The 17,312-nt window shown below is 40.0% G+C and carries 19 protein-coding genes; all 19 read right to left on the bottom strand.

The annotated features are described in order from the left end of the window. Nucleotides 1-8: 8 nt before the first annotated feature. On the bottom strand, nt 9-794 hold the full coding sequence (ypjB, locus tag ACIQXQ_RS08810; RefSeq protein WP_402956704.1) for a sporulation protein YpjB: 786 nt from the start codon (nt 792-794) through the stop codon (nt 9-11). 114 nt (nt 795-908) lie between these two features. Then, complete coding sequence (gene lhaT, locus ACIQXQ_RS08805; RefSeq protein ID WP_402869146.1) at nt 909-1,505, bottom strand: lipoprotein heptaprenylglyceryl N-acetyltransferase LhaT; 597 nt, start codon at nt 1,503-1,505, stop codon at nt 909-911. A 155-nt stretch (nt 1,506-1,660) separates the two neighbouring features. Beyond that, a complete protein-coding gene (locus ACIQXQ_RS08800) occupies nt 1,661-2,428 on the bottom strand; it encodes a menaquinol-cytochrome c reductase cytochrome b/c subunit (protein ID WP_402869148.1) in 768 nt (255 codons plus the stop codon). 54 nt (nt 2,429-2,482) lie between these two features. Further along, entirely contained in the window at nt 2,483-3,157 is a 675-nt protein-coding gene (gene qcrB / locus ACIQXQ_RS08795) for a menaquinol-cytochrome c reductase cytochrome b subunit (RefSeq protein WP_034307974.1), read from the bottom strand. Nucleotides 3,158-3,160: 3 nt separating this feature from the next. Further along, nucleotides 3,161-3,667 (bottom strand): QcrA and Rieske domain-containing protein, encoded by a 507-nt coding sequence (locus ACIQXQ_RS08790; RefSeq protein WP_402869149.1) that lies wholly within the window; start codon nt 3,665-3,667, stop codon nt 3,161-3,163. 169 nt (nt 3,668-3,836) lie between these two features. Further along, nucleotides 3,837-4,289, bottom strand: a complete 453-nt coding sequence (locus tag ACIQXQ_RS08785) for a YpiF family protein (protein WP_402869151.1) — start codon at nt 4,287-4,289, stop codon at nt 3,837-3,839. A gap of 169 nt (nt 4,290-4,458) precedes the next feature. Next, entirely contained in the window at nt 4,459-5,010 is a 552-nt protein-coding gene (locus ACIQXQ_RS08780; protein WP_402869153.1) for a ReoY family proteolytic degradation factor, read from the bottom strand. A 29-nt stretch (nt 5,011-5,039) separates the two neighbouring features. Continuing rightward, on the bottom strand, nt 5,040-6,308 hold the full coding sequence (locus tag ACIQXQ_RS08775) for a tetratricopeptide repeat protein (RefSeq protein WP_402956702.1): 1,269 nt from the start codon (nt 6,306-6,308) through the stop codon (nt 5,040-5,042). Nucleotides 6,309-6,680: 372 nt separating this feature from the next. Beyond that, complete coding sequence (gene aroA, locus ACIQXQ_RS08770) at nt 6,681-7,967, bottom strand: 3-phosphoshikimate 1-carboxyvinyltransferase (RefSeq protein ID WP_402956700.1); 1,287 nt, start codon at nt 7,965-7,967, stop codon at nt 6,681-6,683. A 27-nt stretch (nt 7,968-7,994) separates the two neighbouring features. Continuing rightward, the gene (locus tag ACIQXQ_RS08765) at nt 7,995-9,098 is read right to left on the bottom strand and encodes a prephenate dehydrogenase (protein WP_402956698.1); all 1,104 of its coding nucleotides are present in this window, start codon (nt 9,096-9,098) and stop codon (nt 7,995-7,997) included. Nucleotides 9,099-9,140: 42 nt separating this feature from the next. Beyond that, complete coding sequence (gene hisC, locus ACIQXQ_RS08760; protein WP_402869160.1) at nt 9,141-10,253, bottom strand: histidinol-phosphate transaminase; 1,113 nt, start codon at nt 10,251-10,253, stop codon at nt 9,141-9,143. A gap of 49 nt (nt 10,254-10,302) precedes the next feature. After that, nucleotides 10,303-10,695 carry a chorismate mutase gene (aroH, locus tag ACIQXQ_RS08755; protein WP_402956696.1) on the bottom strand — a complete coding sequence of 131 codons (393 nt, stop codon included), beginning with the start codon at nt 10,693-10,695 and terminating at the stop codon, nt 10,303-10,305. A gap of 22 nt (nt 10,696-10,717) precedes the next feature. Then, on the bottom strand, nt 10,718-11,797 hold the full coding sequence (gene aroB / locus ACIQXQ_RS08750) for a 3-dehydroquinate synthase (protein WP_402956694.1): 1,080 nt from the start codon (nt 11,795-11,797) through the stop codon (nt 10,718-10,720). A gap of 2 nt (nt 11,798-11,799) precedes the next feature. Next, nucleotides 11,800-12,972: a chorismate synthase gene (gene aroC, locus ACIQXQ_RS08745; RefSeq protein WP_402869166.1), complete on the bottom strand. Its 1,173-nt coding sequence runs from the start codon at nt 12,970-12,972 to the stop codon at nt 11,800-11,802. A gap of 287 nt (nt 12,973-13,259) precedes the next feature. Continuing rightward, a complete protein-coding gene (locus ACIQXQ_RS08740; protein WP_402956692.1) occupies nt 13,260-14,033 on the bottom strand; it encodes a CheR family methyltransferase in 774 nt (257 codons plus the stop codon). Nucleotides 14,034-14,216: 183 nt separating this feature from the next. Then, nucleotides 14,217-14,663 carry a nucleoside-diphosphate kinase gene (gene ndk / locus ACIQXQ_RS08735; RefSeq protein ID WP_402869169.1) on the bottom strand — a complete coding sequence of 149 codons (447 nt, stop codon included), beginning with the start codon at nt 14,661-14,663 and terminating at the stop codon, nt 14,217-14,219. A 96-nt stretch (nt 14,664-14,759) separates the two neighbouring features. Then, nucleotides 14,760-15,722 (bottom strand): heptaprenyl diphosphate synthase component II, encoded by a 963-nt coding sequence (gene hepT, locus ACIQXQ_RS08730; protein WP_402956690.1) that lies wholly within the window; start codon nt 15,720-15,722, stop codon nt 14,760-14,762. A 28-nt stretch (nt 15,723-15,750) separates the two neighbouring features. Further along, nucleotides 15,751-16,467 carry a demethylmenaquinone methyltransferase gene (locus ACIQXQ_RS08725; RefSeq protein WP_402869172.1) on the bottom strand — a complete coding sequence of 239 codons (717 nt, stop codon included), beginning with the start codon at nt 16,465-16,467 and terminating at the stop codon, nt 15,751-15,753. A gap of 3 nt (nt 16,468-16,470) precedes the next feature. Further along, nucleotides 16,471-17,295 carry a heptaprenyl diphosphate synthase component 1 gene (locus tag ACIQXQ_RS08720; RefSeq protein ID WP_402956688.1) on the bottom strand — a complete coding sequence of 275 codons (825 nt, stop codon included), beginning with the start codon at nt 17,293-17,295 and terminating at the stop codon, nt 16,471-16,473. Nucleotides 17,296-17,312 lie beyond the last annotated feature (17 nt).

Genomic DNA, 17,312 nt, shown 5'->3' with positions numbered 1-17,312 from the left:
AGCGCCTTTCAATCATTACGTTCCTTGGTTGGCTTTTCACGATCTCCCTTATATTTTCTCCAACCTACATAGGATAGCGTCATAATTATTATACTGCCCGTTGAAATGATCACCCACCATAAGGAGGGGTCTGAATCGTCTTCTCCCATTTCCTCAAAGACAGCCGTCAATTCATCCTGCAGGTCTTCCATTTCTTTTTGATTTCCACCTTTCCTAATCACTTCAGGACGATATTGATCCATATACTGAATTCGGGAATCCAACTGTTGAATTGTTTCCCTGGAAAGGTCCACTTTTAAACTGGGATAAATCATTTCATATTGCGAGAGGAATAAGTTCAATTGATCATTAAAAGTGATGGCATCTTGATTGGTTGCCGCGTCTTTCGTTTGTCTAAAAGAATTCATCATTTGATCTTCCATTTCAGTCCAGAGGGGTTGATGCGTAGACTTAACTGCATCCATTACAAGTCTAAACTTAGTGACGGAATTAATCTTTTCGGAATCTCCCTTACTACTATCCTTTATCGTCATCAATGCTTCATTATGAGCAACGGTAATGATTCGAAGTTCGTCCATATCAAGAATTTGCTCTATTGCAGTCTTTTTTATAAACTGATCAGAAAAAAATGTCAGCATCTTTTCTGAATCATCATATCGCTTCAACTTGGCCATTTCGAGAGCTTTATCCGAAATGTTGTCCAACTTCTCCAAATTTGAAGAGGATTGTGCATAAACAGGGAAATTCAAGACGGAAAATAAAAGGGCAGTGGTTAAGATGAATTTTTTCAACATGATACTCGTCCCTCCTCATATCTCTACTAAAACGATATGAGCAAAAAAACATGAGTAGACCATGTTCATGATAAAAAAATAACCTTGCCCATTTAATTATGAACAAGGTCATTTTTACTTTATGAAAGAAAGCGTAAATCTCCCTTTTCTGTATCCGAAATACCAAGCAACGAAAATGGACAATATACTGAGCCAAAACGTGAAATAACCAATCATATCCATATACTCAAATAAATCACGATAGCTGGGCATCATCTTAAAAACGTAATCGATTATATCATTATGTATGGTCCAGATTCCGGCCACAATTAAATGCCAAGGTTTTATTCTGTAAAATGGTGCGTATAATATCCCCTGAATTGCCATCCCTAAATGGGATGCCATTAACATATAGCCTTCTATTGGCAATGTACCGGTCGTCAATAAAGTAAGTACGTTCATCACAACGGCCCAAATACCATATTTGAATAAAGTCATGATTGCCAAGGCTTCCATGAAACCAAAGTTTTTCTTGAGTAGAAATCCTACTAATACAAGTGAAAAAAACAAAGAAGCCGTTGGGCTATCAGGTACAAATGGTAAAAAGATAGCAGGTGTTTCAGCTAATTGATAACCATACCAATAATATCCATATGCCGTTCCGAATACATTCACTATTAACAATAAAACAAGTACTTGCCGATGCGCAAACCAACTATAAATCACATTCATCCACTTTTCCCTCGCATTCTCTATATATTCATATTACAGATTCTATCCTCCAAATCCAAGTTTTTCTTTTAAATTGCCATTCAATAAAAATGACTGACAACGGAGTTGTCAGCCATTTTATTCAACAGTAGCGAAATAATGCTACCTGAATTCATTTATTTTGCTGATAAACCAGAAACGAATTCAGCCAATGTCTTCAATTCTTCATCAGAACCTTTGAACATACCAGCTGGCATCGCCCCTTGACCTTTGACAGCAATTTTAGAAACTTCTTCTGGAGTTAAACCGGTGTCAATCAAGCTAGGTGCTCCTGCCCCACCTGTCAATTCTGCTCCATGACAGCTTATACATCCGCTTGAATCCATAAGCTTATAACCATCGCTATCTTTATCGATGTCAGCACCTTCTACGATGGCCCCTTGCTTTTTAGAAGCTTCCCAATCGTGATGGGCCGCCGATTCCCATGTTAAATAAAACACTCCAGCAATAGCTAATAACATAAACCCTACAGCAAATGGGCGTTTAGCTGGACTACGCTCAGGACCGCGATCTAAAAACGGTGCCAGAAGCAATGCTCCAAAAGCTAAACCTGGTATAACCATGGCTCCAATTGCATTGTACGGACCTGAAGCATAGGTATACTTAAGTAATTGGTAAAGGAATAGAAAATACCAGTCAGGCAGCGGAATGTACGCTGTATCTGTCGGATCGGCTATCCTTTCCAATGGGGACGGATGTGCAACTGTCAAGCATAAATAGCCAACTAAAAATACTGCTCCGACCATCCATTCCTTTAAAAGGAAATTCGGCCAAAATGCTTCAGTTTTCCCAGGATATTCAGAATAATCTTTCGGAATATTCGGTTTACGGTTCGCAGAAATACGCGAGTCGCCTACGAATTTCATACCTTTCCCACGATGCATTGAATGATCCCCTCCTTTATGAAAAGGTTTTTATGATTCTTGTTCCATATTCTTTTATAGTGGACCTGAAATACCTTGCTTACGAATCATTAAGAAATGAGCCGCCAATAATGCAAATAATGCCGCAGGAAGGAAGAATACATGAATCGCGAAGAATCGAGTCAATGTCTGTGCACCAACGATTGTTGGGTCTCCTGCTATCAATGTCTTAAGTGCCGGTCCCATTAAAGGTACCGATTCGACAATGGTCAGTGTAACTTTTGTTGCAAATAGCGCTTTCATATCCCATGGTAATAAGTATCCTGTTAAACCCAATGCCAGCATAATAAAGAAGATTAATACGCCAACCATCCAGTTCAATTCGCGCGGTTTTTTGTAAGCTCCCTGGAAGAAGACACGAAGAGTATGTAAGAACATCATAACGATAACTAGACTTGCTCCCCAGTGATGCATGCCACGGACAATTTGACCGAAGGCCACTTCGTTTTGTAAATAATAAACCGATTCCCAAGCATTCTTGATATCGGGTACATAATACATCGTCAAGAACATACCTGACAAAATTTGAATGACCGTGATAAAGAAAGTTAACCCACCAAAACAATATACGAATGCAGAAAAATGATGCGCAGGGTTAACATGTTCCGGAACCTCATGGTCAGCAATATCCCGCCATAACGGCGTAATGTCTAAACGCTCGTCCACCCAGTCATATAACTTTGTTAGCAATGTTTACGCCTCCCCGTGCGGTTTTAGTTGACCTAAATAAAGAATTCCGTCTTTTTCTTTCGTGTCAAAGACATCCAAAGGTGAAATCGGTGGTGTCCCTTTCACGTTCATGCCATCTTTCGTGTACCTGCCATAATGACAAGGACAGAAGAACTGGTTTGGATTAGATTTATCCGTATTCCACGCTACCGTACAACCTAAATGCTTACAAATTGGAGATAGTGCAACTAACTTCCCATCATCCGTTTTATAAACCCAAGCTGTGTTTGTTTCTTCAGACTCATACCACCCGTCGACCTGCTTAAAGCTAAAATCAACTCGGACTGGTTCTGTAGTCAGTTCGCTTACCTTCTGCTTAGTTGCAATGTAATCCCCGCCTTTATCAGCTGATAGTACTGGATCAATTGCAAACCTAACCATAGGCATCAACATACCGGCCGCCATAAATCCACCAACGCCAGTAAGTGTGTAATTAAGGAATTGACGTCGTGAAACATTATGTTTGCTCATGCGTTTTCCCCCCCTCTATTACTATATTGAGAGCCCATTGGACCACTAAATAGCAACACTATAAAACTAGGACATTTCCATGATATATCAATAATTTCCCAAGGTCAATATTTGTAAAACCCAAAAGGTGGCAACTATGTGTCAAAAAATGAAAAAAACCCTTATTTTATTAGCTTTTCCAGTAATGAGTAAATATGTCTAGAATTTGATTGACTTGTTGGCTAATCATAGCCCTAGCTTGGGCATTTTCTAAATTTTCAAGCGGGATGGCAGGAATCCAAACCAAATGATGCTCCAATTCCAATTCATTCTTTTTCCACTCGATATCCGATGTAAGGAAAAATACATGCTTAAAGTTGTTTGCTTCCAGTTTTTCAGACCAACGCTTTAGAATGGAAAGCTTGTCCTCCTCATCACTTAAGTAGTGAAATGTTGGCATTAAAAGCATTCTGCCCTTCATTTGCTTTTCGATTTCCATACTCAAAATAGTAATGAATTCGTTATTCGAACCGGACTGTTTCATTTGTTCTCCAAAAGAGAGGGGAACCAATGGTATTAATGCCGTATCCACAAACTCTTTTGCATGGATATACATATCCAATTCTTTTGCTGACCACTTCATATTCTTTACTCCACTCCCACTTTATCGAATCAACTCCTTTTCATTGTACCATTTATCGTAATATCTTTACCATATACCCCTAGTATTCATAAAAATGTAGTTTTTAACCATATTTTTTAAAAAAATAAAAATAAAAAACCTTTCCTGCTTCAGGAAAGGTCTTTGCAATTTATCCCAGTACTTTTAGTTGATTGAGTTGTTCCGTTAAATCCTTAAAAGCTTGTTCATCATGTTTATCCAACGCTTCATCGATTGCCTTGAGTATTCGGTCTCTCTCGAAATGAAGCATACTCTTCTCTAAAAACTGCTCAGCAAGTAGCTGATCTTTTTCATTAGCGGCTGTTGATTTTGGCATGAACGGGTTATTTTCCAATACTGCGGCGTATTGATAAGACGAATAAGCTGATTTGAAATTTAGCTGGATATAGATATCCTCATCCCGATTCAATCGAATATCATGAAAAGATTTCTCTGCATCGGTTGTCATGATATTGGATTTATAAAATCTGAAAGGCACTTCCTCCACACAATGGGTAGACATGATAAGACCACGGGGACAATATTGTGCATTCTCTACAAAATGGACCTTTTTCATTAATTGGTCGTGACTCATTAGATAATTTAAAATCCAAACACATTCTCTTCTTTTAAGTTGATAATGATTTAAAAACCACCGAATAAAATCCTTTTTCTCATTTACAGAAACAGGGGTAGCCACCATGAATTCCCTCCTCTGTCTTACTATTTTTTTTATAGCCCTGAACTTTCACCTAAACGTTCCAAAATCATCGCATATTCATCATTTGCCGGATTTATTACGAGCAGCTTGTTAAATACTTCTCTAGCAGTAGCGCTGTCTCCTTCTTCAATTAAAAAGAAACCGTAATCCTCCAGAAAATCCGGATTGTCTCTGAAAGAATTATATGCTTTACCATAGCTGGTTAATGACTCTTTATATTGCTCTGTTTTTTGATAACAGACAGCAGCTATCCATTCAAACTGTGGATCATCCTCGCCATATCTCCTTACCTCACCAATGCATTCTAAAATATCTTCATACCTTTCATTATGCATATAGAGCTTCAGTAGGGTAAGGGCAGCTTCTAAGTAGCCGGGATCGATTGCCAAAGCCTCTTTGAATAGGTTTTCCGCTTCATCCTCCAAACCGCTTTTCAAGGCAATTTTACCACCGAAGAAATATAGTTCCTTATTGAACTCATCTGCCTTGATGCCTTCCTTAACCGTATTCAAAGCCTTATCAAGATCCTCTAGATGTTCATAGCTTTTTGCTAAGTATAAGTAGAGGGAATGGTACTCATGGTCTATTTCCTTCAGTTCGATAAACTTGCGCACGGCAGTTTCATATAGACCAGCTTGGAAGGCAGTAAAGGCGTATTCAAATAGCGTATTGATTTCGACGCTACCATCTAAGGCCTTCTCGAAGTAAGGAAGGGCCTCCTCGAATTTCCCCGAACTACTCAACGCTTCCGCAAGACGCTGATTGACGTTCACCCCTGCAATTTCATGTTCCCGTTCTAATACCTTTATGTAATTTGCAATGGCATCCTGGTCTCTTCCTTGATGATAAAATAGTTCAGCTAGTGCAAAATCAATGATGATCTCATCCGGCAATAATTCCTTAGCCTGCAACAATTTCCTTTCACTGACCTCGCTCATCCCCTGTAATTGATAAAGGTCTGCTTCTAGTAATAGGGCACTTGGATAGACCTCATCTTCCGGGCTGACTTTTTCAAGCATCAGCATGGCTTCATCTTCTTGATCCATATCGATAAGGATTTCTGCTAAAGAAACAATCAACTCGCCCTCGTCTGGATACAGTGCCAGTAGATGCTCAAAAAGATCCTTAGCTTCCTCGACAAACCCAAGTTGGAACATTTCCTCAGCCAACAATAAGATGTCCTCTGCCGACTCTGATGATTTAATTCGATTTATATGTTTAAGAGCTTCTGTTAATTCCCCTTTTTTTAAATACTGAATAACTTGTTCTACTATATTCATAGCTGCTTCCTTCCTTTTGCATAAACTTAGTCTCTAGACAAACAACATCACGCAAAACGTCAACTTTCCTATCATAAAAAGGATGAAACGGATCGTGAAGATGTTTAGTAAAAACAGTAATATTTAGTTTACCATACTGCAGCCCGGTAATTCCATTGATGTAGTTCCCCCCATTCTTCATAAAAAAAGGTTACTATCTAATTCTCCATGGAAAGGAGAATCTCCTTTTTGATTAATCGGACCTTTATCATCAGTCCCCACCGTTATATTTCATAAAACGTTATTTTGACAACGCTTACAAAGGGATAGGAGCAAAAAACAAAAAAATAAAAAAAGTTTGCAGCACCAAAATATCTGCAAACTTTTTTCAATTCACTTAATCAAGTATGTTAAATGGTCAAAAAATTCCGGATACGAAACATCAATGGCTCCTGGGTCTTCCAGTTGAACATCCCCATTAGTAATTAATGCCGCTATTGCAAGCATCATTCCAATGCGGTGATCTCCATGACTCGTGACCGTCCCTCCCTGAAGGGATTTACGCCCACAAATAATCAATCCATCTGCAGTAGGCGTTATATCCGCTCCCAGGATTTTAAGCTCATTGGCCACCGTGTCTATCCGGTTCGTCTCTTTTACCTTTAACTCACTAGCATCCTTGATTGATGTAATACCTTCCGCTTGAGTGGCTAGGAGAGCAATGACCGGAATCTCGTCAATTAAACGAGGAATCAAATCACCACTGATCGTCGTCCCTTTTAATTGGGAGCTCCGTACAGTAACGTCTCCTGCGGGTTCACCTTCTCCAGAATGTAAATCGACCGTTATATCCGCTCCCATGGCCTTCATCACTTCAATAATGCCTGTTCTTGTGGGATTAAGGCCTACGTTTTTCAAAACAACTTCACTATTTTTTGTAATCGCTGCAGCTACCATAAAGAATGCAGCCGAAGAAATATCGCCAGGCACATGTATAGTCGTTCCTTTGAACAACTGATTGCCCCTCACTTTAATCGTTTGACCGTCTTTTTCGATTTTTCCGCCAAACTGTTGGATCATCCGTTCAGTATGGTCCCGTGTCGCTTCCGGCTCCACGATGATCGTTTCTCCTTCAGCTTGTAGCCCCGCAAGGATAATGGCAGATTTGACCTGGGCACTAGCTACAGGCAATTGATAGCGAACCCCGTGTAATTGCCCTCCCCTTATGGAAAGGGGCGTGTATTCGCCGTCTTTACGTCCGTCTATGAGCGCTCCCATCTCACGGAGGGGATTCACCACTCTTGTCATCGGCCGTTTAGCGATGGAGGAGTCGCCAGCGAGGACTGCAGAAAAGTCTTGTCCAGCCAAGATACCTAGCATCAATCTAATCGTGGTTCCAGAATTTCCGACATCCAGGACTTCACGAGGCTCGGTCAACCCATTGAATCCTTTTCCCTCTATCCGGACTAGCTGACCCTCTTGTTCTATGTTCACGCCAAGCTGCTTGAAACAGGAGATTGTACTTAAGCAATCCGCACCAGGTAAAAAATTAGTAACCTCCGTAACCCCTTCTGCTAGAGCTCCAAACATAATCGATCGATGGGAGATAGACTTATCCCCCGGTACAGCGATCGTTCCACGCAAAGATTGAATGTTCGTTGGCAACCTTTTTGTCTTCATACAACCATCCTTCATCCATGTATTATTTTATGCCAGAATCGTTTCATAATCAGTATGCCTCGCCACACAATCAGCAGCTTTAATACGGTCTTCCTCTGTCTGGAAGCTGATTACTAGTACGCCATATATTTCTTCCCTTGTTTCGATGATTCGTATATTCGTTATGCTGATTCCTTCCTGTGCCAAATAACCAGTAATCTCTGAAATGACCCCTGAGTAATCTGGTATATCAATATATAAATCATAAAACGCCGGAATGGCACCTTTCATATTGGTCGGTAAGTCATCCCTGTATACCTTGGCATCAGTAAAGAAACGAAAAATTCCTTCGCTATCTTCATTGGCTACAAGCTCTTTGATATTTTCCATTTCCCTTAACCAATCATTCATCAACACTAATAGCACTTCACGGTTATGTAATAAAATATCACGCCACATTTCGGGATTACTGGAAGCTATTCTAGTAATATCACGAAAGCCTCCTGCAGCAAGCCTTGAAATCAGCTCATTTTCCTGACTGTATACTTCCGCCTGTTTGACAAGCCCTGAGGCGATGATATGTGGAAAATGACTGATGACTCCTGTAATTCGGTCGTGGGTATCAGGTGAGACTACCAAAAAATTAGCTCTTGTGCCACTTAACCATTGTTTTAACTGCTCTATTCTTTCTTTTTCGACATGTTCCTCTGGAGTAAGTAAATAGAACGCGTGCTCAAATAAGTGCAATTTGGCTGCGCCCGCTCCACTCTTGTGGGAACCAGCCATTGGATGGCCGCCTATGAAGGTGTAACCTCTATCGATCAAGCTGCTGGCCGCTTTCACAACGGTTGTTTTCGTACTTGCAGCATCCGATATGATAACATCCCTTTTCAAGTCCAGATGAGCTAATTTCGCTAAAGTCCGGACCGTTTCATTGACTGGGACCGCCATTAAGATTAAATCGGCATCACAGGCGCCAGCTTCAAGAGAAGATACGGAATCATCAATGATTCCTAATAAGGTGGCTAGTTGTAAATTCTTTTCGTTTAAATCATAACCAACAATTACAGCGTCAGGATGAGCATGGCGGATAGCCATGGCCAACGATCCACCAATTAGTCCGAGGCCAATTACGAAAACCTTTCCTTTCACTCTTCTCTCCCCCGCTCCTTTAGTCCTCTAACCTAGATGAAATTAATGTATTGAATTAGAAGGCAAACTTACTTCAGTCAAGAATGATTTAATAGCACGGATCATTCCTTCATTTTCCTCCGTCGACCCAATCGTCACACGGACGCTATTTGGGAAACCGAATGACTTACCTGATCTTGCGATATATCCCCGCTCCAATAAAAACTGAAATACTGCATCAGCGTCATGATTGAAATGAATGAAAATAAAATTACCCTGAGATGGATAATATGAGAGATTTTCCGATTCACAAAACTCATAATACTGTTGTAGACCTTTTTGGTTTTCCGTCCTACATTTTTCTATGAAGGCCTGGTCCTCTAATGCCACGACGGCAATCTTTTGTCCGAATGTATTCACATTGAATGGTTCACGCGATGGATCAAGCTTCTGGATAATGTCTTCATCAGCCAATCCGTATCCAACTCTAAAGCTGGCAAGACCGTATATTTTTGAAAATGTTCGAAGTATGATCAGATTCTTATATTTATTGATCCATTGATTGGTTCTCGGATAATCCTCAGCCACTGCATATTCACTATAGGCTTCATCTAAAACAACAAGTACATCTTCCGGAACTTTTTCGAGGAATGCAATTAAATCAGGTTCGGGAATGTATTTTCCTGTCGGATTATTAGGTGTACAGATCCAAATAACAGATGTGTTTTCATCAATAGCATTAAGCATACCTTCTAGGTCATGAGCTCCGTCAATGTGCGGCACTTCTCTAATTTCCGCCCCTTCAAGGGTGGCATTATGTCGATACTGTGAAAAAGTCCCCGTAGCCATAACAGTGTTTTTTCCCGCTCCAAGCAAACTCCTTGATATTATTTGAATATTCTCATCTGATCCATTCCCAAAAATAAGTTGTGTCTCTTTAACACCTGTATGTATAGCAACGGCCTCTCTAAGCGAGGTTGCATATCCGTCAGGGTAAATAGCGAAAGAATGGCTTGCATTTTTTATGCTATCTTTAACTTTTTCGGAACACCCAAACGGATTTTCATTTGAAGCAAGTTTCACTATTTTTTCAAGACCATACATTTTCTTCACTTCATCGGTTGATTTTCCCGGTTGATAAGATTTCAAGGAAAGGACCGCTTCATTCCATTTCATATCATTCACCCCTATTTTTACTACTTTAAAGCAACAAAGTGTACAAATATTATACCATATCTTTTTTCTTGAATTCTAATTTTTTAGTTAAATCCGGCCTCAAAACAGTGGCACCCGCTTGATATACATGCTCAATATCGCTCTGCGATTTCGTCGTCTCTACATGAAGCATCACTCTTATACAGGAAGGCAAAGAATTTATCACAGGAATTTCTTGCATACAAGTGACCGGTACATATGTCCACCCTTCAAATTTCCTGAGGGCTTTGGCAGGGAAGACGGAGCGTATATCATCCGTTGCAGAAAAAAATACGGAGGCAACCATTTCAGGTTCAATATCGTTTTTTCGAATAATTTCTTCCAACAGTAGTTCAACAGCAGAAATCACTTCTGATTCTGTGTCATTTTCTACGGTTGTTGCGCCCCTTATTCCTCTAATCACACACGATTCCCCCATTCTTCAATCACATTAAATCAGTCATTTCTTCTAACAGTAGCGAATCTTCCATATCCATTAACACAGGAGAACCCAATTGTTTTAGCAAGACAAATGTAGCACCGCCATGGACGGACTTTTTATCAGTTTTCATCAAATGGAGCAATACTTCTTTTTCAAGCTGCTGAGGTATAGTTGTTTGATAACCTAAAGAGGAAACCCATTGTATGAACTCGTTAAGGTTAAAATCCAGATCCTGTTTCTTCTGACTTAATTTCAGGGCGTAGACCATTCCTATTAAAATGGATTCGCCATGAGTAAAGTTACCATATCCCATAGAGCCTTCAATAGCATGACCAAGTGTATGACCAAAATTTAAATAGGCACGGATACCCGTTTCTTTTTCGTCCTTTTCTACGATGGATGCTTTTATGCTTATCCCTTTTGTAATCATGATTAGAAATTGTTCATCCGTTACATTGGTGAGATCCACAATATTCAACCTTAACCATCGGTAAAAGTCTTCATCAGCAATCAAGGAATGCTTAATTACTTCGGCAAAACCCGAACGTAACTCTTGTAATGGAAGCGTATGTAAAAATTCAAGGTCATAAAAGACCGCTTCAGGCTGGTGAAAGGCACCAACCATATTTTTTCCTAGTGGATGGTTGATGGCAACCTTGCCACCAACAGCACTATCATGCGCAAGTAAAGTCGTCGGGATCTGGATAAACGGGATTCCCCTCATAAAAGTGGCCGCAACAAATCCAGCTAGGTCGCCGACTGCACCACCGCCAAGAGCAATAATCATTGACTTCCGATTAAGTCGTTGGGATAAGGCGTAGCTCTGGCACTCGTAAAATACGTCAAATGTCTTAGCATGCTCCCCTTCCGGAACAACATGGTGCAACACCGGTTTTCCCGTCTTAATTAAAGCGCTTTTGACTGTCTGTAAATGCAATTCTGCTACTTTTTCATCCGTAATGATTAAAATCTTGCTTACATGACTATATTCATTGGAAATGAAATCGGATAATTCATGAATCGCATTCTTGCCTATTACAACCGGGTATTGCTTGGAAGCCGTTTTAATTTGTATGGATTCCATCGTTAAAACTCCTTTACTTCTTCCCGATAAGAATTTATGTATTCTTCCAATCGATCAAAGCGGTCTGAAGGAAATTGTTCCACGATTGCCGTCGCAAGTTCCCAGGCCACTACTGCCTCGGCAACCACGGCTGCAGCTGGCACAGCACAGCTATCAGAGCGCTCCACACTTGCTTCAAATACTTCCTTAGTATCGATATCAACGCTTTTCAACGGTTTATATAATGTCGGAATTGGCTTCATGACACCACGTACAACAATCGGCATACCAGTCGTCATCCCGCCTTCAAAACCACCCAGGCGATTCGTTTTCCGATAGTAGCCCTTATCCTTGTCCCAAGCTATCTCATCATGAACATCACTACCGAATCGATGAGCCGCTTCGAATCCTATACCTATCTCGACACCTTTAAAAGCGTTAATGCTCATAATTGCCGCTGCAAGCTTAGCATCGAGTTTACGGTCATAATGAACATAGCTTCCAACGCCCACTGGCATTCCTTCAACAATGACTTCCACAACGCCGCCGATTGAATCTCCCTTTTGTTTAGCATCATCAATGGCATCCTTCATTTGTTGCTCGACATTCTTATCAAAACATCTGACTGAAGATTCTTCCGTCACATGCTGTAACTGCTGAATCGACTCATATTGAGGAGGATCAGCCTTTATACCACCGATTTCAAGTACATGTGATGCCACTTCAATTCCTAACAAAGCCAGTAATTTTTTAGCTACTGCACCTGCTGCCACACGCACGGTCGTTTCGCGGGCTGATGAGCGCTCCAAAACGTTCCGTAAATCACGATGACCGTATTTAATGCCACCATTCAAGTCTGCATGACCTGGACGTGGACGCGTAATTTTGCGTTTGATCTCTTCAGCTTCTTCCTCTGATAGACCTTCACTTCCCATGATCTTGGTCCAATGCTTCCAATCGTCATTCTCGACTACCAATGCGATCGGTGATCCCAACGTGTAACCATGTCTGATTCCAGAAGATATGAAGGCTTGATCCTTTTCAATCTGCATTCTTCTTCCTCGGCCATGCCCTTTTTGCCGGCGACCCAAATCTTTGTTAATATCCTCATTTGTAATTGGCATACCCGCTGGTAAACCTTCAATAATAGTAGTTAGCTGCGGACCATGTGATTCTCCCGCTGTTAAATATCTCATTTTCCTGCCCCCTTTTAGCACTTTAAAGGATTTATGTATCAATATAACACAATTTTATGAAAAGTGGGAATACAGTTAAAGCAAAATCAATATTTCTTTATATTTCAACACTTTTCTTTTATTATTTTACATGTTCTCAAACAATTTCGATATAGTTTAATCTTTCCCAAGCTAACATTTCACCCCCATCTTCTCTCTCAGCTTACCAAAAACGGCCCTTTAGTCCAATAACGTATATAGAAAAGAGAACTGAATGTTCCATTCAGCCCTCTATACTGTAAATCTATTTACTTTTTCTTATAAAAGAATGTGTCTATGGTTTCAAATTCATATTTTCCCGGATTAAAAATCTGTTCTGTACTCCCCACAAAAAAGACACCACCACTTTTCAAAGATGCACTGAATTTATCATATAAAAGACACTTTGCGTCTTCAGTAAAATAAATCAAGACATTTCGACAGACGACTAAGTCAAAACCCTGTTCAAATCGATCTGCAAGTAGATTATGTTTCTTAAAGGTGACTGTTCGCTTAATTTCATCTTCAACACGATAAAAATCATCTTCTTTTTTAAAGTGCTTGTTCTTTATATCATCTGGCACTTCATTCAAAGAACGCTCAGGATACACCCCTATTTTCGCCCGGGCAATTACGTTTTCATCTAAATCCGTTGCCAATATTTCAATTTGGCTTAATGGAACAAGATTCGATAAAATCATCGCAATTGTATATGGCTCTTCACCGGTTGAACAGGCAGCACTCCATATTTTTAATTTTTTTTTGCTGGCTAAGAGGGAAGGCAGGACTTTTTTCTCTAAAACTTCCCATCTCTTCGCATTCCGATAAAATTCCGAAACATTAATCGTCATTCTGTCTAAAAACTCATTTAATACTTTAGAATTGGACTGAATGTCTTTAAAATATTCCCGGAATGATTGATACCCTCTTTTCTCATACAGAGAGGTGAGACGACGTTTCATTTGCCCTTCCTTGTACAATGACAAATCAATGCCTGTCAACACTTTAATATTGCGAATAAACTCTTCATATTCTTGAGGCATTGCTGTGACTCCCCCGAACTTATTGATTTATGTCGTTCTTCTCTTTATATCGGAGTGGGCTTGGGATTCTTTAAATAATAATGCCGCTTTACGCCTTTAATTTCAATAACTGCAAAGATACAAAAAAAGCGGGTTCTGTCGAATCATTCGACAAAACCCGCTTTTATATTCTTACCTACCTAATTAGTAAACCCATTCGTTAGCGATTTTTGAATACTCAACTAGTTCTTCTTCTTTGAAGAATAAACCAATTTCACGTGCAGCGCTTTCAGCTGAGTCTGATCCGTGAATGATGTTTTTGCCTACAGTAACTGCGAAGTCGCCACGAATTGTAGCTGCTGCAGCATCTTTAGGATTAGTAGCACCCATCATTTGACGAGCAGTTGCAATTACGTTTTCACCTTCCCAAACCATTGCGAAAACAGGGCCTGAAGTGATGAAGTCCACTAATTCACCGAAGAAAGGACGTTCTTTGTGCTCTCCGTAATGTTGCTCAGCTAATTCCTGAGAGATAACCATTAATTTTGCTCCAGCTAATAGGAAGCCTTTCTTTTCGAAACGAGAAACGATTTCACCGATTAAATTACGTTGAACGCCGTCAGGCTTTACCATTAAAAATGTTTTTTCCATAATTGTCACTCCTAATATGTATCATAGTTATTTGCCTTTATAAGGCAATCCTTTTAGAATACTACCATGGTTTGTCCAGTTGCGCAACTGCAAGCTTTAAAACTTCCTTTTTCCGATGTTTTTTGCTATGTCAGATAATGTCTTCCTCGCCTTTATGGCGGGAAGTCCTTTCAATTCCGAGAAAGCCTTTTCTAAATAAAGGTCACTTATCTTAGCCGCTTGTTCAATGGCACCTGAAGACTTGATAGCTGTAATGATTTTCGATAAATCTTCTTTGGACATATCTTCCCTAACCGTTTCGATTAGCTTTTTAAGCATTGGGTCTTCCATTGCAATCAAAACGGGTAAGGTGATGTTTCCCTGTATCAAATCACTGCCTGCCGGCTTACCCAATTCTTCTTCAGATGCAGTGAAGTCCAGGATATCATCTGTTATTTGATAAGACATGCCAACATAATAACCAAATCTAAATAACTTTTGATGGATTTTTTCATCAACACCGGCAGCAATCGCCCCGAGCTGGCAGCTTGAAGCTATGAGTAACGCTGTTTTTCTCTTTATCCTTCGAAGATAAATTCGCCAGTTTTGATTGAAATTGTATTTATCCTTAATTTGCTCTATTTCCCCGAGGCACAATTCGACCATGGTATCCGCGAGAATCTTATGTGCAAGCGGGGTCTCAATCACTGCCATCATTTCCAGTGCTCTTGCAAAAATGAAGTCGCCGGTATACATGGCAACACGATTGTCCCATTTCGATTTAATAGTGGCAGACCCTCTGCGTAAATCCGCATCATCTACAACATCATCATGTACGAGTGAAGCCGTGTGTATCAGTTCCAATGTCGCTGCAACATGCTTGACTACATGGATATCATAATCGCCAAACTTCGCCCCTAAAAGGACGAATACCGGGCGAATACGTTTTCCACCTGATTGCAGTAAATGTAGTGAAGCTTCCCGCAAAACCGTGGAATCCGCTATAATTGCCGCTTCTAATTCTTTTTCAATTAATTGCAAATCTGTATTCAAGAAGGAATACATCATTCTATATTTCATAAATTCCACCCAGCTTTGTCCATTGCTTTTATGCTTTATTTAAAGGCTTATATCCGAAATGTGTTGCAGCAACGCCACCAAAATGCGCTTTATAACTCACTTTTTCCATGCCTGCCTGCTTAAACATACTTTCAAGTTTTTTCATACCCGGGAAATCGCGTGCAGATTCCTGAAGCCAAGAATATTCATTATAGCTTTTAGCGAACAACTTGCCGAAAACCGGCATGATAAAACGAAAATAAAAGTAATAGCCCTGTTTAAAACCTAGCATCGTTGGCTGTGAGGTATCGAGACAAACGACCATTCCCCCAGGCTTTACCACTCGGTTTAATTCTTTAAGGACTTGCATGTAATCTGGCACATTCCGAAGGCCAAAGCCAATCGTTACGTAATCAAAGCTATTATCATCAAAAGGGAGTTCCATTGCATTACCATGCATAAGAGAAACATGATCCAATTTAAGATCTTTGACTTTTTGTTCGCCAATTTTCAGCATGTTCTTACTGAAATCCAACCCTATTACTTTTCCTTCCGGTCCGACTTCATTAGCGAGCGCAATGGTCCAATCCGCCGTTCCACAGCATACATCGAGTGCATGGGCGCCCTTTGGGACTTTCATGATATCCATGGTCGCCTTTCGCCATTTTAGATGCTGCTTAAAGCTGATGAGGGAATTCATCTTGTCATAATTTCCGTATATCTTTTCAAAAACATGATGAACTTTTTGCTCTTTAGACTGTTCCATGGCTCAACCTTCTTTCACACATGAATTCGCTTGATTCTTTGTTTGCTTAAGTATCTCGCTCACTCTTTGTAAGATTTCTTCATTTTTTTTTGTTACATTCCGAGAGGAAAGTTCTACAGCTTTACTTACATCTCTTAGACATCTATCTATTTCAATCTTTACTCGTTCTTCTTTTTCTGATGAATGGACGTCATTACGCTTACCTTCATCGATGATATTTCTCATGTTATCAAAGACAATCGATTGGCCAGTAAGCAAATAGTTTGTCTTTTCAGTCTGCAGTCGATTTAAAAGAAGAAGGTCTTCCGAAATCTCCATCCAATCAGGTCGTTTATAATATTCGGCCATTTTATAAACAAGTGAGGATTCGATTGCCTTTAACGTTTTTAGAAGTGTAGGAAGATCGCTTATGCATTTTTGATAAAGAATAATTTTATTATCGTTGATTTTCTTTATCGCACTTGAAAGTACGCGGATCATCTCAATGTTTCCGATACTCGCGAGCCCCTGATAATACAGACCGCTATAGTAATCACCTGCAAGGACTTGTAATTGCCGATTTTTCAAAACCTCAGGCATTTCCGGCCCATCGAATGAATTAGAGACGATTTCATGGGTATCAAGAGCAATTTGAACGAGCATGGTCGATTCAATGTATTGATCCCGTTCTTCGTTTAAAACGTCCAGATCATTAAACAAGCCCCAAAGCAATGTTAGTTTATTTTCATCAACTAATGGCTTTTGGATATATTTAAGTAAATAAGGATGTTGAGCCTTTTTTTCTATCGTTTGTTTTAATTGTCTTAAGTCATTCGTTATGTTTAACAATTGAGATCACCTTTGCA

The organism is Peribacillus sp. NPDC097198 (assembly GCF_044762055.1).
Taxonomy (GTDB): Bacteria; Bacillota; Bacilli; order Bacillales; family DSM-1321; genus Peribacillus.
The sequence above is the reverse complement of the archived record's forward strand: the minus strand, read 5'-3'. Positions and strand labels throughout refer to the sequence as shown.